Origin of the sequence: Limnospira indica PCC 8005 (assembly GCF_000973065.1) — a bacterium.
GTDB classification, from domain to species: domain Bacteria; phylum Cyanobacteriota; class Cyanobacteriia; order Cyanobacteriales; family Microcoleaceae; genus Limnospira; species Limnospira fusiformis.
Genome location: NZ_FO818640.1, coordinates 4,289,185 through 4,311,113 on the forward strand (window position 1 = coordinate 4,289,185; position 21,929 = coordinate 4,311,113).

The 21,929-nt window shown below is 45.6% G+C and carries 19 protein-coding genes; 4 read left to right on the forward strand and 15 right to left on the reverse strand.

The annotated features are described in order from the left end of the window. Positions 1-39: 39 nt before the first annotated feature. The 3 genes from leuS to XZ46_RS18700 all read right to left on the reverse strand — a co-directional run bounded on the left by leuS (position 40) and on the right by XZ46_RS18700 (position 5,555). Positions 40-2,619 (reverse strand): leucine--tRNA ligase, encoded by a 2,580-nt coding sequence (gene leuS, locus XZ46_RS18690; protein WP_008052602.1) that lies wholly within the window; start codon positions 2,617-2,619, stop codon positions 40-42. 117 nt (positions 2,620-2,736) lie between these two features. Beyond that, entirely contained in the window at positions 2,737-3,027 is a 291-nt protein-coding gene (locus XZ46_RS18695) for a hypothetical protein (RefSeq protein WP_006624299.1), read from the reverse strand. Between the two features lie 14 nt (positions 3,028-3,041). After that, a complete protein-coding gene (locus XZ46_RS18700; protein WP_008052603.1) occupies positions 3,042-5,555 on the reverse strand; it encodes an HD family phosphohydrolase in 2,514 nt (837 codons plus the stop codon). A gap of 898 nt (positions 5,556-6,453) precedes the next feature. Between XZ46_RS18700 and XZ46_RS34570 the strand changes: the two genes are divergently transcribed. Continuing rightward, positions 6,454-6,600 carry a hypothetical protein gene (locus tag XZ46_RS34570; protein WP_006624295.1) on the forward strand — a complete coding sequence of 49 codons (147 nt, stop codon included), beginning with the start codon at positions 6,454-6,456 and terminating at the stop codon, positions 6,598-6,600. Between the two features lie 100 nt (positions 6,601-6,700). Here XZ46_RS34570 and ltrA read toward each other — a convergent pair whose 3' ends face one another. After that, positions 6,701-8,482: a group II intron reverse transcriptase/maturase gene (gene ltrA, locus XZ46_RS18710; RefSeq protein WP_008052606.1), complete on the reverse strand. Its 1,782-nt coding sequence runs from the start codon at positions 8,480-8,482 to the stop codon at positions 6,701-6,703. 723 nt (positions 8,483-9,205) lie between these two features. On the opposite strand from ltrA, the gene XZ46_RS18715 reads away from it, so the two are divergent. Then, positions 9,206-9,430, forward strand: a complete 225-nt coding sequence (locus XZ46_RS18715; RefSeq protein WP_035759317.1) for a hypothetical protein — start codon at positions 9,206-9,208, stop codon at positions 9,428-9,430. 220 nt (positions 9,431-9,650) lie between these two features. Here the strand turns inward: XZ46_RS18715 and XZ46_RS18725 are convergent, their stop codons facing one another. The 6 genes from XZ46_RS18725 to glyA all read right to left on the reverse strand — a co-directional run bounded on the left by XZ46_RS18725 (position 9,651) and on the right by glyA (position 15,111). After that, the gene (locus XZ46_RS18725; RefSeq protein WP_008052607.1) at positions 9,651-10,475 is read right to left on the reverse strand and encodes a hypothetical protein; all 825 of its coding nucleotides are present in this window, start codon (positions 10,473-10,475) and stop codon (positions 9,651-9,653) included. A 16-nt stretch (positions 10,476-10,491) separates the two neighbouring features. After that, positions 10,492-10,932, reverse strand: coding sequence for a type II 3-dehydroquinate dehydratase (gene aroQ, locus XZ46_RS18730; RefSeq protein WP_006624291.1), 441 nt, complete (start codon positions 10,930-10,932; stop codon positions 10,492-10,494). 41 nt (positions 10,933-10,973) lie between these two features. Next, positions 10,974-11,111: a hypothetical protein gene (locus XZ46_RS35500; RefSeq protein ID WP_006624290.1), complete on the reverse strand. Its 138-nt coding sequence runs from the start codon at positions 11,109-11,111 to the stop codon at positions 10,974-10,976. Between the two features lie 231 nt (positions 11,112-11,342). Beyond that, positions 11,343-12,587: a competence/damage-inducible protein A gene (locus tag XZ46_RS18735; protein ID WP_008052608.1), complete on the reverse strand. Its 1,245-nt coding sequence runs from the start codon at positions 12,585-12,587 to the stop codon at positions 11,343-11,345. 31 nt (positions 12,588-12,618) lie between these two features. Further along, complete coding sequence (locus XZ46_RS18740) at positions 12,619-13,686, reverse strand: glycosyltransferase family 4 protein (RefSeq protein ID WP_006624288.1); 1,068 nt, start codon at positions 13,684-13,686, stop codon at positions 12,619-12,621. A gap of 141 nt (positions 13,687-13,827) precedes the next feature. Next, positions 13,828-15,111, reverse strand: a complete 1,284-nt coding sequence (glyA, locus tag XZ46_RS18745; RefSeq protein WP_008052609.1) for a serine hydroxymethyltransferase — start codon at positions 15,109-15,111, stop codon at positions 13,828-13,830. Between the two features lie 298 nt (positions 15,112-15,409). On the opposite strand from glyA, the gene XZ46_RS18750 reads away from it, so the two are divergent. Both XZ46_RS18750 and XZ46_RS18755 read left to right on the forward strand, forming a co-directional pair. Then, positions 15,410-15,604 carry a hypothetical protein gene (locus tag XZ46_RS18750; protein WP_006624285.1) on the forward strand — a complete coding sequence of 65 codons (195 nt, stop codon included), beginning with the start codon at positions 15,410-15,412 and terminating at the stop codon, positions 15,602-15,604. Between the two features lie 160 nt (positions 15,605-15,764). Then, positions 15,765-16,232 (forward strand): Tic20 family protein, encoded by a 468-nt coding sequence (locus tag XZ46_RS18755; RefSeq protein ID WP_006624283.1) that lies wholly within the window; start codon positions 15,765-15,767, stop codon positions 16,230-16,232. Positions 16,233-16,303: 71 nt separating this feature from the next. On the opposite strand, the gene XZ46_RS18760 is transcribed toward XZ46_RS18755, so the two are convergent. From XZ46_RS18760 to XZ46_RS18780, 5 genes are all read right to left on the reverse strand, one after another. Then, positions 16,304-17,374, reverse strand: a complete 1,071-nt coding sequence (locus tag XZ46_RS18760) for a hybrid sensor histidine kinase/response regulator (RefSeq protein ID WP_006668417.1) — start codon at positions 17,372-17,374, stop codon at positions 16,304-16,306. Between the two features lie 87 nt (positions 17,375-17,461). After that, positions 17,462-18,712, reverse strand: coding sequence for a S1 family peptidase (locus tag XZ46_RS18765; RefSeq protein ID WP_006624280.1), 1,251 nt, complete (start codon positions 18,710-18,712; stop codon positions 17,462-17,464). 36 nt (positions 18,713-18,748) lie between these two features. After that, positions 18,749-19,636, reverse strand: a complete 888-nt coding sequence (locus tag XZ46_RS18770; RefSeq protein WP_006624279.1) for a S1 family peptidase — start codon at positions 19,634-19,636, stop codon at positions 18,749-18,751. 37 nt (positions 19,637-19,673) lie between these two features. Further along, positions 19,674-20,270: a COP23 domain-containing protein gene (locus tag XZ46_RS18775; protein WP_008052611.1), complete on the reverse strand. Its 597-nt coding sequence runs from the start codon at positions 20,268-20,270 to the stop codon at positions 19,674-19,676. Positions 20,271-20,507: 237 nt separating this feature from the next. After that, positions 20,508-21,803, reverse strand: a complete 1,296-nt coding sequence (locus tag XZ46_RS18780) for a glutamate-5-semialdehyde dehydrogenase (protein WP_008052612.1) — start codon at positions 21,801-21,803, stop codon at positions 20,508-20,510. Between the last annotated feature and the right edge of the window lie 126 nt (positions 21,804-21,929).

The following is a 21,929-nucleotide window of genomic DNA, read 5'->3' on the forward strand; positions in this document are numbered from 1 at the left end:
GATTTCTGACGCACCCTACCAAAATCGTTAAATGGTAAATTAACCGACCACAAAATTGACTAACTTACCAGGTACAACAATCACCTTGCGTAGTTGCTTACCCTCCAGGTGTCGTTGAGCAATTTCTGAGTCTTTGGCTAGTTGTTCCAAAGTAGACTTATCCGCCCCACTAGCCACCTGAATAGTGCCGCGAGTTTTACCATTGATTTGAATTACTAAGGTGATTTCATCCACCACTAAAGCACTGGGGTCAAATGTCGGCCAAGACTGTAGATGAACTGAATCACTATGACCAATTTGATGCCACAAATCCTCAGTAATATGGGGACTAAAAGGAGCCAGAAGTTTTAACAGAGTCTCGATTCCTTCCTGATAAATGGGGGAGTCTTGAATTTTGCTGTTATCAGATAGGGCGTTACTCAATTTCATCATTTCCGATACGGCTGTATTAAATTGGTAATCCCCCTCTAAATCCTCGGTAACTTCTTTAATAGCATTATGGATAGCGCGGCGCAGGTCTTTTTCGGCTTTATTCAGATTCCCAGTAGTTGATTTGGTACTACTAACCGAGTGATTAGCCGCAAATTCGGTAACTAACCGCCATACCCGATTCAGGAATCTAAATTGTCCTTCGACATCAGCATCATCCCATTCTAAATCCTTTTCTGGGGGTGCTTTAAAGAGGATAAACATACGGGCGGTGTCTGCGCCATATTTTTCCATTACCAATAATGGATCAACTCCATTATATTTGGATTTCGACATTTTCTCAAAGAAAACCTGCAAGCGATCGCCTGTTTCTGGATCTTTGGGTTCATTGGTGTTAACTAGATTCGGGGGGATATATTTACCAGTTTTCGGGTTTTTGTAAGTAATCCCCTGCACCATCCCCTGAGTTAATAACCGTTGGAAAGGTTCATCAAACTTTAATAAATTGCGATCGCGTAGTACCTTAGTAAAAAAGCGAGAATACAACAAATGTAGAATCGCGTGTTCAATCCCCCCCACATACTGATCAACAGGCATCCAATCATTAGTCTGAGCCACATCAAAAACCTGGTCAGCATTTTGAGCATCAGGATAGCGCAGGAAATACCAGGAAGAATCAATAAACGTATCCATAGTGTCAGTTTCCCGCTTGGCTGGCGTGCCACAACTAGGACAGGGAACATTAACCCAATCTTCCAAAGTTGCCAACGGAGACGGACCACGGCCGCTAAATTCCACATTTTGCGGCAATTTCACAGGTAAATCCCCATCAGGAACCGGAACCGCCCCACAGTCAGGACAATGAATAATCGGAATCGGACAACCCCAATAGCGTTGACGAGAAATCAACCAATCCCGGAGGCGATATTGAACCCTTCCTTCCCCATAGCCTTCATCTTCCGCATACTCAATCACCGCCTGTTTACCGTGGCTAGAGTGTTCGCCGCTAAAAGGTCCTGAGTCTACCATAATTCCCGGTTCCGTGTAGGCTTGCTTCACCTCATCATCCGGGTCATTATCGTTATCAGCATCATCAGGAACAATCACCTGGCGAATGGGTAAATTGTATTGAGTAGCAAAGGCAAAATCTCTGACATCATGGGCGGGAACCCCCATCACCGCGCCAGTTCCGTATTCATAGAGGACATAATCCGCAATCCAAATAGGAACCTCTTTTTTAGTAAAAGGATTGATAGCTTTTCCACCCGTGGGAATGCCGCGCTTGGGTTTATCCTCAGCGGTGCGTTCCATTTCGCTTTCAGCCGTCACTTGTTTAATAAAGGCTTCTACCTCAGCTTTGCGGTCTTTTGTGGTAACTTGGGCGACTAAGGGATGTTCTGGGGCGAGAACAACGTAAGTCACCCCATAGACCGTATCAGGACGGGTGGTAAACACAGAGATTTGATCATCAACTCCCACAATGGGGAAATCTAAACGCGCCCCCACAGATTTACCAATCCAGTTAGCCTGCATTAGTTTCACTCGTTCTGGCCAACCGGGGAGTTTTTCCAGGTCATTGAGGAGTTCTTCGGCGTAGTCGGTAATTTTGAGGAACCACTGGCGCAATAATTTCCGTTCTACTATGGCACCAGAACGCCAGGAACGCCCCTCATTATCTACTTGTTCGTTAGCTAATACGGTTTGGTCGATGGGGTCCCAGTTAACCGCCGATTCTTTTTGGTAGGCGAGTCCGGCTTGGAAAAATTGCAGAAAAATCCACTGAGTCCAGCGATAATATTCCGGCGAACAGGTGGTTACTTCAGCATCCCAATCAATGGAAAATCCCAGCCGTTGGAGTTGTTCGCGCATTTGGGCGATGTTTTGATAAGTCCAGGTTTGGGGAGGGATACCGCGATCAATGGCTGCATTTTCGGCTGGTAGTCCAAAGGCATCCCATCCCATGGGGTGTAGGACGCGATATCCTTGCATCCGCTTCAGTCGCGCGATTACATCGGTGATGGTGTAATTACGCACATGACCCATGTGCAGGCTTCCCGATGGGTAGGGAAACATGGATAGGGCATAAAATTTGGGTTTATTGGGGTCTTGATGGGTTTGGTACAACCCCTGTTCAGCCCATGTGTTTTGCCACTTCTGTTCGATGGATGCAGGATTATATCGGGACTCCACAGTTTAACTCCGCGCTGTTGATGATCATAGAACTCTCTGGGATTATTTTTGCACATTGAGGGCTAGATGGCATCTGTGAAATGCAGTTAGAGGAAATACCCCAGGGAGCGGTTATTATTATCCCGGTTGAATGGATAAAAATTCAATGGTGGGAATCAGGGGGTCTTTGACCATCCCCAAGCCAGAAAATCCCCAACGTTGAACAATGCTTTGGATTTGAGAACCTGAGATAGATTCAACGGTAAAGCGATCGCTAACTTCTGCGCCATGTTGGTTCAGGTAGCTAAGGGCTTCAAAATGTTCGGCAAATAGCAGCACATAGCTTTCGGGTAAATCCGGGTTAGGATGAGCGGCTACATATTGACCATCTTTTTGAGAGCAGAGTAAATAATAAACTTGGGAAAACATTTGTCAATTATCCATTATCTTGATGAGAAAACACCTTTGGGGTAAGCGATACGTTTATGGTTAACTTGTTCCCAGACCCGGACGAAAATTTCGGCAATTTTTGCCATGTCTTCCCGTGTTAATCCCGAATCTACTAATTGATTATCTTGCCACCGAGCGCGCAGAATTTTATTAACCATTTGTAAGGCTTCTTCGTGGGTGGCATCTTTAAGCGATCGCAATGCCGCCTCACAGGAATCTGCTAACATGACAATACCAGTTTCCTTAGATTGGGGGATAGGTCCATCATAGCGGAAATCTTCTTCCTTAACTACAATGCTATTATCTTCTTTGGCTTTTTGTTGGGCTGCATAGTAAAAATAAGCAATCAACATTTGTCCCTGATGTTCGGGGATAAAAGCCTGAATAGCTTTAGGTAAGCGACATTTACGAGCCATAACTAAACCCTCGCTGACGTGCTTTTTAATAATGCGAGCGCTTTCTGTGGGGTCGTCAATTTCATCATGTTTATTCGGACCACCCATCTGATTTTCAATAAATCCTAGGGGGTCGTGCATTTTACCAATATCATGGTAAAGGGTTCCCGTCCGTACCAGTTCCACATTACAGCCTAGGTGACTGGCGGCGGCTTCTGCTAAACTAGCCACAAACATGGTATGCTGAAAAGTGCCAGGAGCTTCTGTGGCTAATCTTTTCAGTAGGGGGCGATTCGGATTAGCTAATTCTGCTAGTCGTATGGGTGTAATTAGGTCAAAAACGTGCTCTAAATAGGGGCTTAATCCTAAAGCGACAATACTCCAAGCCAAACCTTCCAAAACTTTGAGAGTGACCGCCCCCAGCAGCACATGAAAAATCACCGTAGCCGTAGAACTTACCATCAGGGTAGCGATTAAATAAACTAGCCCTTGAGTTATACCTACCGCCCCACCTAGGAGGGCTAATTCTTCACGCGATCGCAACTTTCCAGCCATTAAACTACCCACCAGACCACCAGCGGCACTAGCCACCAGGGAAATGGTCTCAATTTCCATACCAATGGGAAGCATTATTGATAGGAGAGTTACCACAGTCACACCGACTGCAGAGCCATAAAAACTCCCGATTAATAACCCCACCGCTGGCAAATTCGTAGCTGGTATTTTTAAAAGTAATAACACCGGAGTGCTGAGACTTAGTATCAATAAGAGAATATAATCTCGTCGTCGCAAACCCGGACGGAATTTTCTTTGTACTACAAGCACAATCACAATCGAGACTGTCACTAAGCAGACAAACCCCATTAAGCCTCTCCAATTAATCCCCCGTTCACTCTTCCCAAAATAGTCAAGGATGACAAATTCTCGCTGAGTGATCGTCTCACCTTCTTGGATAATCACATCACCTTTATTGACAGTCACCACCACGGTTTCAACTTTTTGGGCAGCTAATTCAGCTCGTCGTCGGGTAGCTACGGGATCTTTAATCAAATTAGGTCGGAGATATCTGGTTAAAACTGTATTAGCAAAGCCTTGGGATTCTGGGGGAATTGCACCGTTAACATGGAGACTGGCAGCTTGTCTGATAATGTCATTAGGTAAACCTAGAGCGATACCTTGGGATAGCATTTGTCTAGCTATCTGTAAAATGCCAAATTGGGTCTCTTGCCATAGTTCATCAGACCAGTTTAATACAGTGCTATCATATAGATATCTAGCTTCTGAGGTCTGTTGTTCGGAGAGTAAATCAACGGCTTGGGCATAGCTGCGACGAGCATTTGATATTTCCCCAATTAAATCTGAAAAAACTTCCTCGTCAACTCGGTTGCGGTATTGAGACAGTTGTAAATAAGCCTTACGTTGCTGTCTTTCCTGCTCCAATTTACTCTTAAACTTTTGGATATTAGATTTATCGACCGTGACGGTTTCCGGTTCGTCGGTGGTTTCTAAACTAGGGGTCTGATTAACTTTGGTAATCAACTCTTGCCATTGTCGTTGTGGTAGCTGGCGAATATGGCTCTGGACATCTGTGGAGACAATGCCAGTGTTAACATAGGGAAGGGGTCCAGCTAATTCTCGAATGGTGTTAATTTGATCAAATACTGATTCCAGGTTTTGCAGAATTTCCCGGTCAATAGTCGGATCGATAACCAGAACGGATATCTCGCCAATTTGAGCGGCTCGGCGCTTTTCTTCGGTGGTTTTTATGTCTTCAATAGTAGCATCAGCCGGAGCGATAAAGGATTCGGGAGCATATCTGCCGACTGATAATCTGGGTTGGTTATAAAAGCGAACCCCCATGACACCTGTGAGGGTGCTAATTGCTATTACCCACAGGAGGGGATAACCGATTTGAGACGATCGCCTTTTCCGGGTCGGGGAACCGTTACCGTTTCCCGCCGGAGTTTCTGAGTTCTTCAATGCGATCGCACTAGATTTTTGCTTATTTGTACCCTGATTTACCACTTCAGCCGTCCCTCCTCGCGATGATAAATGGCGAGTATGACTCCGAAGCCTTTCAATCTGTCGGGTGATTGACTCAAACCTATCCATACAAACCTATCCGGCACAATTTAAATTTAACCTAAATCCCCGGCGCGATATTCCTCAATTGGGATGAGTCATATTTCCGCACCAGTAGTTATTTAGGTCCTAGACCCCTCGAATCCGCCCCTTTTCTGCCTAGCGGCGGGCAGTATTTGTTATTTTAACTTGTGTTTTGTTCGGACGGGTATAAGTCCCGCGAACCACCCCCTTTTTTGAGTGTCGGGATACATAGATTGGCGGCGGGAATTGAGGGGCGACTTGCCCGGAAAATCGACAATCACCTATCCTCTGATGGTATTATAGTGCTAATGGTGCGATCGAGTTTATTCACAAGGGAGTCAAAGCCAGAATCTATCCGCCGGGAACCCCCGCCTTGAGACCATAGCCACCCCCCAAACCTCCTAAGAAACCTTTACCACCCTCGCCGCCATCACGGATAGGAGTTTTTTATGAAACAATCAATCACCGTTCTCTTTTGTAGTATAAGTCTGCTTTTTGGCAGTCAATTGCCATCTTTTGCACAGTCTAATTCTTGTCGTAATGCAGTAATAAACGTTAGGACCACTATTCAAAATCGTCGGAATATCGTTGTTAACTTTGAAGTTAGGGACGTTAGAGAAAGGTGGCGGGCTTTTCCTTCCGGTCGATTGGCTCATCTAGTAGTTAAGTTAGGTGGATACCCCTTTCATCCACGACAATTTGAGTGGGCGGATGATATATTAAATTCTCCTCAAATGCTTAACTCTCTATCGCACCAAATAATCAGCAATTGTGGCGATGTCAGTGCTGTTACCTATGCCAAATATAGAACAGGTCTGAGTCGAACTTTTGGAATAGTCAATGGTTCTGTTCGGCAGTTTCAATGTATTGATCCGGGCAATGTTCTCAGGTGGGGACAACATATGTGCAGTGTGTAGAGTGTGGCTGGGGTAAAGTTACTCCCACGCCCTCAGCTTGGATGAGTTATGGGACGAAACCCAACACCCAGAAAAATCTCACCAGCGAAAAGGCTAAAGAAATGGCTGCCAGTAACGAGGACACCGCCGCCTAAAATTTGGGATATTTCTAGTTAATATTAGGGGTCGAGAATGGAGTCGCCTCCATCCCCTCCCATTCAAAACCGGACTTGAGACTTTCGCCTCATCCGGCTCCTAGTTTGACTGTTCCATTGTTAAGGATACAGCATTAGCGTTATCTAACGCCGTCTTATCATCGTGGCAGTGGCGGTGTAATAGCTGAAGATTCTTGTATTCATCCTTTCCGCCTTGGCTTCGGGGTACAATGTGGTCTACTTCAACTAAGTCTGATGGGGTAAAGTATTGCCCGCACCAAGTACACTTGCCTTTTTGCTTCTTGAGTAGTTTGGCTACCCTGTTTGGCGTGTCGATTGCTTGTCCTTTTCTGGTTGCCCAGTAAGTCCAATTTCCGTCGTATGGTGTTGCGTCCGGGCGTATTAAGGTATGTCTGACAATCGGAGTCCAGTTATGTTGCCATAATGTGAATCCATCCTTGGTCCTGAATAACCAGGATTCATGTCTTTCTTTCCCATTGCTAAGTTTAACCGTTCCTTTGCAGAAGTAGTTTTTTAGCTTTTCGTAGCTTGCCTCTCCGCATCTTGATGCTGTCCATGCCCGTAACATTAACCAGATTGTGTAATCTAGTTTATTGAAGGTCTCTGATGAGACGACCCCTGAGTAGTAGTTTGACCACCCTCTTATGATTGGGTTTAGTTTACTAATTAGGGCTGATTGAGGTGCTGTTTTATGTTGTTTAATTACACCTTTTATTACTTCAATATGGGCTTTAACTGCCTTTTTACTGGGTTTAATGTGGGTTTTGTGACCGATTAATCGTCTTGCTATTCCACCTGTTTTCCCAGATTTATATTTCCCTACAGGATATTGCCTAATGTTGAATCCTAGAAAATCAAACCCAGGCTCCTCTATCTTACCATTGTACTCAATAGGATTGAGTGTGTGGCAGATTCTAGTTTTTTCAGGTTTAATCTCTAAACCAACCGGTTCTAACCATTTGGAAATAGCAGTTTTGCACTGTTCAATGATTTCTAAATTTTTGGATATAACCACGAAATCATCAGCGTATCTTATTAGGTTAACCTGGGTGGTTGTTCCTTTATTAGGATACATCTCTTTAACTAACCTTTCCAATCCATCCAGTGCGATGTTGGCGAGTATTGGACTTATTACCCCTCCTTGAGGTGTCCCTGTTTCTGTATCCTCAAATACGCCGTTATCCAACACACCCGCTTTTAACCATTGTTTCAGGTCTCTTTTTAGGCTACTTGGACAATGAATTTTGGACAGAAGGTAGTCATGGTTTATTCGGTCAAAACATTTTGCTATATCTGCATCCAGAACGTAATAACCTCCTTTGTGGATACTCTGAAAGATTCTGGATATTGCATCATGGGCAGACCTTCCAGGTCGAAACCCATAGCTTGTGCTTTCAATTCTCGATTCCCATTCAGGTTCGAGAGCCGACTTAACCAAGGCTTGCCTCGCTCTATCTTGGATTGTGGGTATTCCCAGAGGGCGTTTTTCATCCTTTCCAGGTTTTGGAATCCACACCCGTCGCAGTGGTTTTGCTTTGAGGTTTCTTTTAATATTCTCAACAAGTTCAAACCTTTGCCTTGGTGAGATTGCTCTCATTCCATCGACACCGGCTGTTTTCTTGCCTTGATTATCTTGGGTCACTCGCCGCACTGCTAAGAGTCGGGCATAATATGATTTCACCAATAGACGTTGCAACCTTCGTGCCTTTGCATCCTGTCCCGATTTAGCTGCTTGAAATATCCTCTTTTGGAGCTTGAAAACTTTTCTCTGAACTTTCGCCCAGGGAATTTGTTTCCATACGTTCGTAGTCTTGATTGGTTTTGATTTCTCAAACCCTTTCTTTAAACTCGCTTTCGTCATAGTAACTCCTACTAGACTCTATTCTTTACAATCAAACCGTGACCCGTTAGCATATCCCTACCATTACAGTCGGGCGTTGGCTTTTGGTCACATCTCACACCCTAATAGGCTTACGCTTACACTTTCACTACTAACTATCTCGACCGGATTAATTAGAGCCTATAAGGGATTAAAACGTTCCATTTATATGGGCATTCCATCTTTAGATTTGTCCTATCCACCGGGGTACTTATTAAAGGTCTGTGTAGGTGTTGATTAGAGAACCCTACTTTTCCCCTTGCTCTTTTTGAACGCAGCGTATCAACCTATTTCGCTACTTATTCTTTACGATGGTTCAAGCCAGACATTCGGTTTCCCTAATCATGGATGGTTGGCAGTGGTCGCTTTTGGTAGTAGGTTCTACTTCACGCCTTCCGTTCCCCGCTTCAGTCCCAAGGTTGTGAATCCTAAAACTGGGGGTGGCTATCGCCGTTACTCTCAACGCAATTGTTAAGGAATCATTAAGATTTCTGATTTTGCGTTTTGACCTTGAGTTCCCTGCCTTGATTTGGTATCACAGAGATACAAATCGTCGGGACATATAAATAGTTATGGGATGGTCAGGGTACGAGTCCCTTGTATTTCACCGAGGGGTGAAAGTCCCACTAGGAGGTTATTTCAGGCATTGCATCCTTATTTAACTCCTAAACGTCTCGCACCTAACCATGGAATATGGCAGAATTTATGTTAATTGAAAAAATCATCCAAGAATTACAAGCTATTCCCGAAGACAAACTCACCGAAATTTATGACCTAATTCACTATTTCCGTTTGGGTTTAAATCCAGAAAAATCTGCCACTGTGACCGATAACGAAGCGGAACCGCGCCGCCCTGGTTTACTCACCGGAGAACTCTCAGACGCATTTTTTGAACCTTTACCAGAAGAAGAATTGCAGCGATGGGAATAAGCTATCTCGTTGATACTCATATCCTCCTCTGGTGGCTTTTCAATGACCACAATTCGTAACCCCAACCATTACATTATGGTTAGCAGTCCCACCGTCTGGGAAATTGCCACCAAATATCGGATCGGCAAACTTCCAGAAGCAAAACCCCTGATCTAAGACTATGGAGAATAATGCGATCGCCTTTCGATCGCTAGATAACCCCCGCCATATTGTGGACCTGTTAAATTAAAGCACTGTCCAGGGCGCATGGATCAACCCCAGACCAAATTTTAAATAATTTTTCTCCTAGGTCAAGCATAGAGATTTCCGCTGGGGGGTGGGGAGTTTGATGGTTGATTCTCCAACCGACAGGAATGCCTAACAGAGTATTATAGGCTCCCGATAATATACCACTGATGATGGTTGTCAGTGCAGACCTTGAATTAACTTGGGATGAACGCTTTAGGGTTAATAGGGGTTGCTCAGGTGTACTCAGAAAACAGTACAATCCTAGGGCTAGGCTGGAATGAGGAAAACTCGACAAATGCGCCTGTGTTTGTATCAGCGTCATTGATTCAGCTAGGGCTATTTGCACCTGAGACAGTTGCTGCTCAACCCTGGTGTTGTTGGTGGATAGGTTTTCTAATATCCTCGGTATTATGGGGCGATTATCCCTTGCTGTTGCCATGATTTGGGCTATGATTTCACCCATCACTAACATTGTGGCTTCCCTTTCCAGACTGCCATCACTCTCAGACCATATTTCGGCTAATTGTTTTAATTGCTGTTGCTGGAGGGGTCGGTTTTCATGGAAAAATAGAGCTACAGGGAAGGCAATTAAAGCCGCTTCATCGGGGTTTGGTGGGCTATCTGGGGGGCGCTGGCAGCTTTTTTGCCAAATTTGACCCCAATGGTCTAAATCTAAGCCTTGATGCTCAATGAGACTGGCGGTGAAAGCCATAGTTAAACCCACCCAGTCCGGTTCGGGTGGGTGATGACTGAGATAACTACCGCAAGCCGCGCCTAGCAAAGCGCCTTGGAACTTTGCTAATAATGGGTGTTCCATGTGGAAGGTTTGGGTTTTAGGGCGATCGCAGATAGTTTACCAATGCTCTCAAACCTAAACAATAACTATCAGCCCCAAAACCGCTAATCTGACCGATCGCGATCGGGGCTATATAGGAATGATGCCTAAAGGGTTCGCGGGTGTAAATATTACTCAGGTGAACCTCAACAGTGGGAATTTTGACTGCTGATATAGCGTCCCTAATAGCAATACTGGTATGAGTATAGGCTCCTGCATTGATCAGCAAGCCATGATGGTGATCTAATGCTGAGTGAATGGCATCGACCAAGACTCCCTCGTGATTAGACTGCCTAGCCACAACCTCAGCCCCTAATGATGCTGCCTCCTGTGTTAGCAGTTGGTTAATGTCATCTAAAGTGGCTTTGCCATAGATACCCGGTTCCCGCTGACCTAAGAGGTTTAGGTTAGGACCATGCAGCACCAGAATACTTAACAATTTCTTAATACCTCAGCAGTTGACTTTAAACTGATTTACCACTATCTCTGGCGAGGAAAATCTCTTACTGGCACAGGAACTGGTTCCGCTTCCGGTTGTGCTTCTGGACCTAATAATGCTTCGATTAGATCCCGCGCCCATTCCCGGAGTTTCTCCAGTACCTTTTCAATGTATTCCATTGCAAAAATGGCTCCTTTTTACAAATTCGCAGGCTAATCTAACTCCAACCCGCAATTTCTTTGATTTTAGGGTAGTAGCAATTTCGGAACTGCTCCTACACGAAATGGGTAGACAGACTATTAGCCTTCAGTGCCTACTGTTAGCAAAACTGACATACCCTAAGATTAGCTAGTTGCCCAGCACTGATTTAATCATAACAAATCTTCATAGAATTTGGCAAGTTGATCAGGTTAAAATTGGCGGCGGAGTAGGTCTAGGGCGCTACAGGCGCTGGCTCGTTGAATCCAGGAGCGTTCTCGCTGGTCCCCGAAACGAAATTCTTTGGCGGTAGCGGTTCCGTCGGGTTGGGCTAGTCCGATGTATACTAATCCGACGGGTTTGCTGTCTGTACCTCCTGATGGTCCAGCAATTCCGGTTATGGATAGTCCCCAGTCGGTTTGGAGGAGCGATCGCACTCCCAGAGCCATTTGTTCGGCAACTGTAGCGGATACTGCCCCCAATTGCTCTAAGTCGGTGGCATTAACTCCCAGAAGTTGGTGTTTGATGCGGTTATCGTATGCGATAACTCCACCTAAGAAATATTCGGAACTGCCAGAAATTTCGGTAATCATTTTACCCAAACCGCCGCCGGTGCAGGATTCAGCTACACTCAGGGTCTGTTGTGTTTGTCGCAAATGCTGACCGACCACGGAGGCGAGGGTGTCATCATCGGCACCATAACAGTTTAATCCGGCAATTTGTCTTAATTGGGTTACGATTGGTTCAATGAGTGCGGCGGCGCGGGTGGCAGATTCGGCACAGGCGGAAATTCGCAGTTTGACTTCGCCATAATTAGCATAGGGGGCTACTGTGGGATTTTGTAGGTCTAGGAAGGGGGCTACTTTTTCGGCTAATGCTGATTCGGTAATGCCCCAAAATTTGAGGATGCGGCTGTAGATGGTCTGAGAACACCAGCCTTGTAGCCGTAGGTAGGGAATGGCGATTTCTACCCACATTCGTTTCATTTCGGCGGGAACTCCGGGGAATGTTAGGATGGTGAGGCGATCGCCTTTTGGTTGCCAAATAATCCCCGGAGCGCTACCAATAGGATTGTAGAGGATGTCTGCCCCTTGGGGAATTAGGGCTTGTTTGCGGTTACTGGGAGACATTTCTCGCCCACGGCTGGCGAATTTTTGGGCAATATCTTGGATGATTTCTGGTTTTTCAATCAGGGGGGTCTGGAAAAAGTCGGCAATGGTTTCTACCGTCAGGTCGTCGGGAGTCGGTCCCAAGCCTCCGGTAAAAATTAGGAGTTGTGATCTTTCCGAGGCGATCGCGATCGCTTTTTTGAGACGTTCTGGGTTATCTCCCACCACAGTTTGATAATAGTGAGGAATACCAAGTTCGGCTAATTGTTCTCCCAGAAATTGGGCATTAGTATTAGTAATGTTACCCAGGAGTAATTCTGTCCCCACACAAATAATTTCAGCCGTCATATATTTGATGATGAAAAATCGTCAGAGATTATTAACTTGATGATTTGGCACGCTTTACGGCTTTCCAACTGGTATAACCCAACAATCCGGTAGCCCCCCAAGCATAGACCAAACCACTGGGAAAACCGGAGAAAGCCAGAGCCAAACTCCCTACCCATAGGGTGAGAGTATAGATAAAGAGAACGGTTAACCTTTGAGATAAACCCGCTTTTAGTAGTCGGTGATGCAGATGGCGGTTATCAGCAGCAAAGGGAGATTTTCCATGTCGTAATCGTTCAATAATAACTGCTGACATATCCAAAATCGGCACAGCTAGAATTAGATAGGGTAGTAAAACAGAGGTTACGGCGGTAGTTTTAACTAAACCAATAACTCCGACACCAGCCAAGGTAAACCCCATAAAATAGGAACCGCCATCGCCCATAAAAATCTGAGCGGGGTTAAAATTATATCGGAGAAATCCCAGACACCCCCCAGCTAGGGCGGCGGCAATGAGGGCGGCGGCGGGTTGATTCATATATAGAGATGCGATTAACATCACCACGGCTGCAATACCGGAAACTCCAGCAGCGAGACCGTCGAGACCGTCAATCCAATTTATAGCATTAGTCATTCCCACTAACCAAAGGACGGTGACGGGTAAACTTAACCAGCCGATATGTATTAAGCCGCCAAAGTAGGGGATACTCAGAAATTCAATGCGGACTCCGACCCACCAGACTGAACTGGCGATCGCTGTTTGTAAGATTAATCGAGTTAAGGGAGACAGACCAAATAAATCGTCTCCCAAGCCAATGAGAAAGAATGCTATAGCGCCTATAGCAACCCCTAAAATTTCAAATTCTTGTTTAGGGGGGAGGGGCTGACCATCTGCGCCGATAAAACCACCCAAGCACCAAACTAATAGTAGTGCGATGAGTGTACCGATGAAGATAGAAACTCCCCCCAAGCGAACCATAGGACGCTTATGCACTTTGCGATCGCAGGGTAAATCTACTCGTCCACTTTTCAGCCCGATATTTTTGACTATCGGTGTACTCCACAGGACCACGACGGTAGAAATTACAAAGGCCAGCAGATGATAAAAAGGATAGGGCATCTGATCAAAGTTTTTTTGGGATGGGTGCTAAAAGCTAGTTCAGGGTGAGTCTACTATATTTTGAACCGCCTGATCACAGTCTCCCTTTAAAAGATGGGGGTATTGTTGGTTATTTTGGCACCCATCAGACCCAGAAATTGATTAAGTCAGTGCGGGAACTTTGATTTGTAGATGGGGATATAGGGGGAAGCGATCGCAAAGTTGGGCGACGCGCGCGCGACAGTCGGCTGTCACTGTGTCATCATCAGGATTTAATAGGCGATCGGCGATAATATTACCGATTTCCATAAATTCTGAAATTCCCATCCCTCTGGTGGTCATGGCTGGAGAACCTAACCGCAGACCACTGGTGACAAAGGGTGATTCTGGGTCAAAGGGGACTGTGTTTTTATTGGCGGTGATGTTGATTTCACTCATCAAGCGATCGGCAATTTTTCCGGTCATTTTCACCGATCGCAAATCCACCAACATCAGATGGTTGTCTGTACCACCAGAAACAATTTTTAAGCCCCGTTGCTGTAAGCAGTTAGCTAACGCTTGAGCATTGGCGATCACTTGGCTTGAGTAGGTTTTAAATTCCGGTTTTAGTGCTTCCCCAAAGGCGACCGCTTTACCAGCAATCACGTGCTCCAGGGGTCCGCCTTGAGTACCGGGGAAAACCGCTTTATCTAGTTTTTTGCCCAATTCTGGGTCACGGGTAAGGATTAACCCCCCCCTAGGTCCCCGCAGAGTTTTATGGGTGGTGGTGGTGACCACGTGACAATGGGGTAATGGGTTGGGGTGATGACCTGTGGCGACCAGTCCCGCAATATGGGCGATGTCCGCTAGGAGATATGCTCCCACCTCATCGGCGATCGCTCGGAATTTGTCAAATTCAATAATCCGGGGATAGGCGGAATAGCCACAAATCATCAGTTTGGGTTGATGTTGTTTAGCCAGTTCCAAAATCTTGTCATAGTCCAAGGTTTCCGTTTCTGGACTGACTCCATAGTGGCAAACATTAAACCATTTACCCGACACATTGACCGGGGAACCGTGGGTTAAATGTCCCCCGTGGGATAGATCCATCCCCATGATTGTATCTCCCGGCTGTAGGAGAGCCAGGAACACGGCAAAATTAGCTTGAGCGCCTGAATGGGGTTGAACGTTCGCATGGGTAGCATCAAAGAGCTGACAAGCGCGATCGATGGCTATTTGCTCGATTTGATCGATAAATTCGCAACCGCCATAGTAGCGTTTTTTGGGGAGTCCTTCCGCATATTTGTTGGTGAGGACTGACCCTTGGGCAGCTAAAACGGCCGCGGAGGTAAAGTTTTCGCTGGCGATTAGTTCCAGGTGTTCCCGTTGACGCTGTAATTCCTGTCCGATGAGTTCTGTTACCGTTGGATCACTTTGGGCTAATTGGTCTAGGTTGGTGTCACTCACTGTATAAATTCCCCTTTCAGAGTTCTTAGGTTTTGGTACTATGGAGCGATCGCTTGAAAGTGCGCCCCAAATTCACCATCATAACCCGCTTACTGCCCCCAGATACATTTAACCCAGAAAAATCTGGCCGCGGCCAGTTGATATTTCCACCCCAGCCAACAAAATCTGAGCATTGGATGTATCCCGTGACACAACCTGATATTAATGGCCATGTTAAGTTGTGCATCAATCCTGGGGTCTTAACGAATCTCAAAATATAATGGGGATAGGGCTTCAGCAATCGCGGGGAGGGAGGATTATGTTAGTCATGGTCATGGAAAACCAAATTATTGAAAGCCATCAAGTGTGTCAGGGGTGTTTACTCGCCGACCATAGCGGTCAACCCCGATGGCGTGGCGACCATCTCAGTTGTGGTCATCTGATCCGTAAACCCGGAGATAATCAACCCGGTCAGTATGAGTGTCAGATGGGATTCCGCATTGCTAATATTTAACTGGCGGCGTGGGTTGAGCGATCGCTATTCATACTCCCGTTAGGTTTGGCTATAACGGGAGCTGTCTCTGTGAAATCTAAATTGGTAGTTGAGCCATATTCCGTCGTCACTGCGTTATCCTGGGAGTATCGACTTTTTTTGGTTAACAGGAGAGCTGACTATGAATTGGCGTGGGACAACGACTGTTCGCGATCGCATTTTTGCTTGTTTGCCCTATATGCTACCCTTGATGTATGGAGTACAGTTCGGCAGATTTTTATTAACTCAATTTCCCATACTACAGATTATTTTGATTCCCGTAGCTCCCCTAATGGCAATTTTTCAGTCTATTCCTTTTGCGGGTCTGATTGTCTTTTTCTTGCTGTATCTGCTGGTGGTGCGTAACGAAAATATCCCCCACTTTATCAGATTTAATGCCATGCAGTCGATTTTGTTGAATATTATCATTTTGGGCTGTAGTCTGATTTTGGGGATTATCCCATTGCAAGGGTTTATCCAAGAAACTCTGTTTAATATGATTTTCTTGGGTGTTTTAGCCTCTGTTAGTTATGGTATTGTCCAATCTATCCGGGGACAGTATGCAGAAATTCCGACTATATCCGATGCCGTTTATATGCAGGTTCGCTAAAATTACCAACTGTTAATATCTGGGGGCGGTCTTAGGGGCTGCCCTTGTTTTCCGACAGTCGGAAATAACTATTATATAGTAATCTCAAAAATACTGCCTTGTGGTTGGTTAGGGATAACTCTAATGTGTCCGCCGTGTGCTTCAACAACCATTTTACAAAAAGCCAATCCCAAGCCAATTTGAGAGACATTTTTAACTATTTTACCGATGTCATATTTATTAAAAATACTCGCTCTAAATTCCTCCGGGACTCCCGGACCAAAATCAACTACTTGGACCCTAGCACCTTTGGGGGTAAGATAATCAGCATTAATAATAATTTCACTATGACGGGGTGAGAATTTCGTGGCGTTGGAAAGTAAGTTATCTAAAACTCGTGTAAATAGTGCCTCATCCACTCTAATTGTACCACCAGGCGCGGGAAGTTGACAAATAAGTTGGATATTTTTTTGAGTGGCGATAACCTGGAAATTTTCCACAGTGGATTGAATAGTAGTACACAGATCAACATCCGCCAAATTTAACTCAATGTGTCGGTTTTCCATTTTCCCCATGATTACCAAGTCGTTGATTAACGCTTGTAAACGTTGGGCGGAGAGTAAGCATTTACCAATTTTATCTTCAATTTTATGGGGAAGTTCTGTCCTCTGTAAAAGATATAGGCTAAATAATAAACTCATTAAAGGATTCCGCAGGTCATGAACTATCATATTAACCATATCTTCGCGGGATTTTAGAATAGCTTCCAGGTCATCATATTGAGACTTTATCCGCAACATAGAGTTAACTCTAGCAACGAGTTCCACCCGATTAATGGGTTTACTAATAAAATCATCAGCCCCGGTTTCTAAGCAGCGGGCGAGGTCTTCTTTACTGTCTAAGGCGGTGACCATAATAATGGGTAAAGTTTGCCATTTGCGAATGTCTTTAATAGCGCGACAAACTTGCTGGCCATCCATGTCGGGCATCATGACATCGAGTAAAATTAAATTGGGTTGCAGTATATCCAAGGAGGCGATCGCCCGAGTCCCATTAGATGTATAATGCAACTGATAATTTTGGTCTGATAATAAAGTTTCGATTACATCAAAATTATCGGGGTCATCATCTACAATCAGAATAGATGGCAAGGAAGATGTCATAAGTTAACTTTTCAGATGATATCCCAGTAGTTGTCGCAACTACCAAGACACGGGAGCCAGTCTAATTTGGGCTATTATAACATACATTTACCAACAAGGCTCTCCCAAAAGTAGACTATCGCAACCGCCAGACGGTGTATCTCGCAGTCGAGAACCTAATCCCTCAAAAGAACTGTAACTATCATAAATGTTAGGAATTACATCTTGAGGGTCATCAAAACTGCCAACAGGAACAGATCCGATCGCAAAATCTACCGTTCCCGTGCTACTTCCGGCGGGAATGGCGGTCAAGGCGAATTGAATCATTTGGGGCGGTGGAGGATTGGTATTAAATGATAGATTTAAACCCGTGCGGCGAATTAAGCCGATAAAATTATTAAAGGCTTGACCGCTACTAAAGCGGGTTCGTAGAGCCTCTGGGTCTGCGCGTCCGGTTCCTTGACCTTCGATCGCAAAATCCCCCGACTCAAAGGCTTGGGCGTTGGGGGCATTACTAACCGAACAGAATCGATTGACCAGTTGGGCTTTCCCAGCGGAACCGCGACCGTGAACGCCGACCACGCGACCTTGCTTGTCAAATACAGGACCGCCACTCATTCCCGGACGGGTATTGTCTAAGTAAAAAATGCTATAACCGTTTTCGCTGCTGGCGGGGTTAACTACTCCCGTAACCGGTCCCCAGGTAAATCGTCTTTGGCGACGGGCTGCTCTCCCGAGACAGCGTCCGGTGGTGGCATCTCTTTCTTTTTCGGGGTCAGGCCAGCCGGAAACATAAATAGGGTCGCCCACATTGAGGGAGTTTTCGGTCGCGGAAGGGGCTACAGGATAGTGATGATCGCTTTCAAATACTACTACGGCTAGATCCGGTCCGTCTACTCTCGTGGGTAGGCTGATGGAATAACAGCCAAATCTCATTAAATTTCCTGGGGTGGGAGAACCGTTGAGGGGACAGCCTCGCCCATCGTTGGGTTGTTGGACTATATGAACTTTACCGTCACTGGTGCGGATACCGTAAGAGATTCCAGCATTTAGGTCTCGCTGTCGGAAGTTGTGGCTAACAGTCAGAACATAGTGGCGATTACCTTCGCGGGCGATAATGACACCAGAGCCGGGATGCCATACGCCATCGGGGTTGTTTTGGCTGGCTAGGGGATTTCTGTAGTTATTTTCTAGGGCTTCGATGAGTTCCGGTCGCAATTCTGGCGCAATTAATACGGTGGTTTGGCTGGCGATGGAGTTGATTTCTGCGGGGGAAAGTGCAGCCAGGGCGGCGGGCGCTAGAGTGGCTAATAGGGAGACTCCGGCTAACAGTAGTAGATTTTGAGTAAGCGATCGCATTTTTGTCATTGTTCCTAACCTGATATTTGTTCTGGTTTACCAAAACCATTGCGAGGGTGAGGATACCGGTTCAACGGGTTCAACGGGGGGTGAGGGTTTGGGGTTGATGGTGTTTGCTGATGTGAAATTGGGGGCGAGTTGTAACACGGTGTGAATGGGAACCGCCCAACTGTACTCAACCAGTTTTGCTGCTAGGGCGGGGTCCGGGGATGAACCGTCTACAAATTCATAAGCATTTCCCCACAGTGGATATTTGTGCATTCCATTAATAGCCACCAGTTCCCCTCGGCGATTTAATAGGGGTCCGCCACTCATTCCTGAAAAAATGTCGTTGGTGTATCCTACCTGATAACCTCCGATAAATGGCTGTGGCATCCAAAGGGAGACTTCACCTTCTGTAATCACAAACCCTTGGAGGGCTGATGGGTCGGGTTCTAAGGGAAATCCAGCCGCGATTACGGTTTCTCCTAGGTCTACTGGGGTGGAGGCGATCGCTGCTACATTATAGGAGTGATCTACACTGCGAAATTGCACAATCCCTAAATCATTGTGAAACCAAGATATAGAGTTAACTATTTCGGCAGCATGGATGCGGTTATCGTAGGTCTGGACTCGATAATTTTGCCCTCCCCCTGGTAGCAAAACATGATCATTGGTGACCACTGTATAAATGCCACCCTGATGGTCAATAATTACCCCGGTTCCCCACATCCTTCCTGAATAAACGCGGACAGTAATCTGTCTAGCTTTTTGGTGCAGTGCGGCTGTTGAGGGAATTGGTGGACTGGTGTTGGCGGCTAGGGTTGGTTCCCGCTGAAATTGTCTGCTTTCTTCTTCTGTCAGCACTTGTGCTTGACAGCTTAATCCTAACAGGGGAAAACTAATGGCGATCGCTCTCGCTAAAAATTTGAGTGGTTGCTGCACCTTAGATACTTGAGATACTTGGTAGATATTTGAAGGCTCACCACGCTGTCCCCGGTTGAGAACTGGGGGGGTCTGATGGTGTCATGGGTGCGGGGGTAGAACTTTCGGCGGGAACTCCCCCTAAAAATTGATCAAAGTTGATGTAGACACCTGCATCATCTTCGCTTTCAAATAGGATATCACTGGCTCCTCGGCGGATGTTGAACAGTCGCTGAAGTTTACTTTCGGCGGGTTCGGGGTCGTCCGCTTTCATGGTAAATAATATGGTGTTACTAGCGCAGGGCATTCCATGATCGGAAACTACGCAAATTACTGGTAAATTGTTGACATATCCGGCGGTTAGATATCTCAGTTGTCCAGTATGGGAAAAGTTGGTAAACCTTTGGGCGATTTCCTGACAGCGGCGTTCTGGGGAATAGCCAGAGGCGCTGAAATATTCAGAATATAAGCTAACTATGGGTTTATTTCCGGCGGGTGTGCGAGCATAGACGGTGGGATAGCCTATGGGGGAGTTCATGTCGCAGTAAAAGGATGTTGCTTGCGCTTGGGCGACATCAGGCGGCTGAAATACGGCGAAACCTCCCAAGGCAATGGCTGCTACAGTTGCTAGTTGCACAGTTGGATTTTTTTGCATTTTATAAGCCCTTGAGACCTTACCTTATATTATGGACGGTTTGGGGGCGATCGTCAACTATTAAGAAATGATTATGTTTTGGGAATTTTAGGAAAATTTATGCTAAATAATAATTCTAGTAACTTGGTGTAATCTAGTTAACCATAATCAGTTAGGCGGGTTAAGCAATGTTGGGGGTGAGATGATCAACCTGAATAATTGCTCCCGCCTTTCTAGGTGGAAATAGCTAGGCTGTTATTAAAGTAAGTTTCTATGGGTAAATGGTTTAGGATTATTTCCGGCGTAAGTGGCGACGATATGACCATCCCCAATTAATTGATATTTATAGGTCACTAATCCTTCTAAACCTACGGGACCTCTGGGGGGCATTTTGTGGGTACTGATACCAACTTCCGCCCCAAAACCATAGCGAAAACCATCAGCAAAACGGGTGGAACAGTTATGAAATACTCCGGCTGAATCTACAATTGCCATAAAGGTTTGGGCGGCTTCTTGGTCTTCGGTAATGATGCCATCTGTATGCCCTGAACCGTAGGTATTAATATGAGAAATGGCGGCTTCTAAATTTTCGACTACTTTAATTGAGAGAATTAAATCAGTATATTCTGTCTGCCAGTCTGCGTCTGTGGCTGGGGCAATATTGACGATTTTTTGGCTGTGACTATCCCCCCTTAATTCTACTCCTTTTTGTTGGAGTTCTGCGGCTAGTTTGGGTAAAAATTGCGGGGCTATTTGCTGATGCACTAACAGGGTTTCTAGGGCATTACAAGCGGCTGGATATTGGATTTTTGAGTCAATGACTATGGGTAGGGCTTTGGATATATCTGCCTCCCGGTCTATATATAGATGACAAATACCATCCGCATGACCTAAAACGGGAATCCGGGTATTTTCCTGGACGAATTGTACAAAAGAATTGGAGCCCCTGGGGATAATTAAATCGACATATTTATCTAACTGCAATAACTCAATAATTTCGGAGCGAGTAGTTAATAACTGTACGACTTCGGGATTGACTGCTGTTGTGGCTAGTCCCTGGCGGATGGCTTTGACGAGTTCTCGACAGGAATTAATCGCCTCTTTGCCACCTTTTAAGATTACGCCATTTCCCGACTTGACGGCTAAGGCGGAAATTTGAATAACGGCATCTGGTCGCGCCTCGAAGACTACTCCTAAGACTCCTAAAGGACAAGTTAGCCGGCGCAAGTTTAAGCCTTGGTCTAGTTCCCGATTAATTTGAATTGCGCCTACTGGGTCGGCTAATTTTTCGACATCTCGCAAGCCGGAAATCGCGCCTTTTAACTTGGCTTCATCGAGTTTTAAGCGGTTATAAAGAGGTTTCGCAATACCATCAGCTTGGGCTTGCTGACAGTCCATCTGGTTGGCGGCGAGAATGTCTGGGGCGGCATTTTCTAGGGCTTGGGCTATGGATGCGATCGCCTGATTTTTGGCATCTGTAGATAAAACAGCCAATTGGCGGGCTGCTGCTTGGGTTTTTTGGGCGGTTTCAATTAGCAACGGAGAAATAGTCATGGTCAGCAATTTATGTAAAATATAGTTAAGCAGTAGTAGTGGACAGTAGACAGCTATAATAATTATAGCAAACAATTGACGGGGAACCTATCAACTGTGAAATTTTCTGGTCTATAATATATCCAA

Coding starts and splice junctions, on each gene's coding strand:
- XZ46_RS18725 (WP_008052607.1), bottom strand. CDS start 10,475: ATGGAACACCCATTATTAGCAAAGTTCCAAGGCGCTTTGCTAGGCGCG.
- XZ46_RS18760 (WP_006668417.1), bottom strand. CDS start 17,374: ATGACATCTTCCTTGCCATCTATTCTGATTGTAGATGATGACCCCGAT.
- XZ46_RS18735 (WP_008052608.1), bottom strand. CDS start 12,587: ATGACGGCTGAAATTATTTGTGTGGGGACAGAATTACTCCTGGGTAAC.
- XZ46_RS18780 (WP_008052612.1), bottom strand. CDS start 21,803: ATGACTATTTCTCCGTTGCTAATTGAAACCGCCCAAAAAACCCAAGCA.
- XZ46_RS18695 (WP_006624299.1), bottom strand. CDS start 3,027: ATGTTTTCCCAAGTTTATTATTTACTCTGCTCTCAAAAAGATGGTCAA.
- XZ46_RS18740 (WP_006624288.1), bottom strand. CDS start 13,686: ATGCCCTATCCTTTTTATCATCTGCTGGCCTTTGTAATTTCTACCGTC.
- XZ46_RS18765 (WP_006624280.1), bottom strand. CDS start 18,712: ATGCGATCGCTTACTCAAAATCTACTACTGTTAGCCGGAGTCTCCCTA.
- XZ46_RS18775 (WP_008052611.1), bottom strand. CDS start 20,270: ATGCAAAAAAATCCAACTGTGCAACTAGCAACTGTAGCAGCCATTGCC.
- XZ46_RS35500 (WP_006624290.1), bottom strand. CDS start 11,111: ATGGAATACATTGAAAAGGTACTGGAGAAACTCCGGGAATGGGCGCGG.
- XZ46_RS18750 (WP_006624285.1), top strand. CDS start 15,410: ATGTTAGTCATGGTCATGGAAAACCAAATTATTGAAAGCCATCAAGTG.
- ltrA (WP_008052606.1), bottom strand. CDS start 8,482: ATGACGAAAGCGAGTTTAAAGAAAGGGTTTGAGAAATCAAAACCAATC.
- XZ46_RS18700 (WP_008052603.1), bottom strand. CDS start 5,555: ATGGATAGGTTTGAGTCAATCACCCGACAGATTGAAAGGCTTCGGAGT.
- XZ46_RS18715 (WP_035759317.1), top strand. CDS start 9,206: ATGTTAATTGAAAAAATCATCCAAGAATTACAAGCTATTCCCGAAGAC.
- XZ46_RS18755 (WP_006624283.1), top strand. CDS start 15,765: ATGAATTGGCGTGGGACAACGACTGTTCGCGATCGCATTTTTGCTTGT.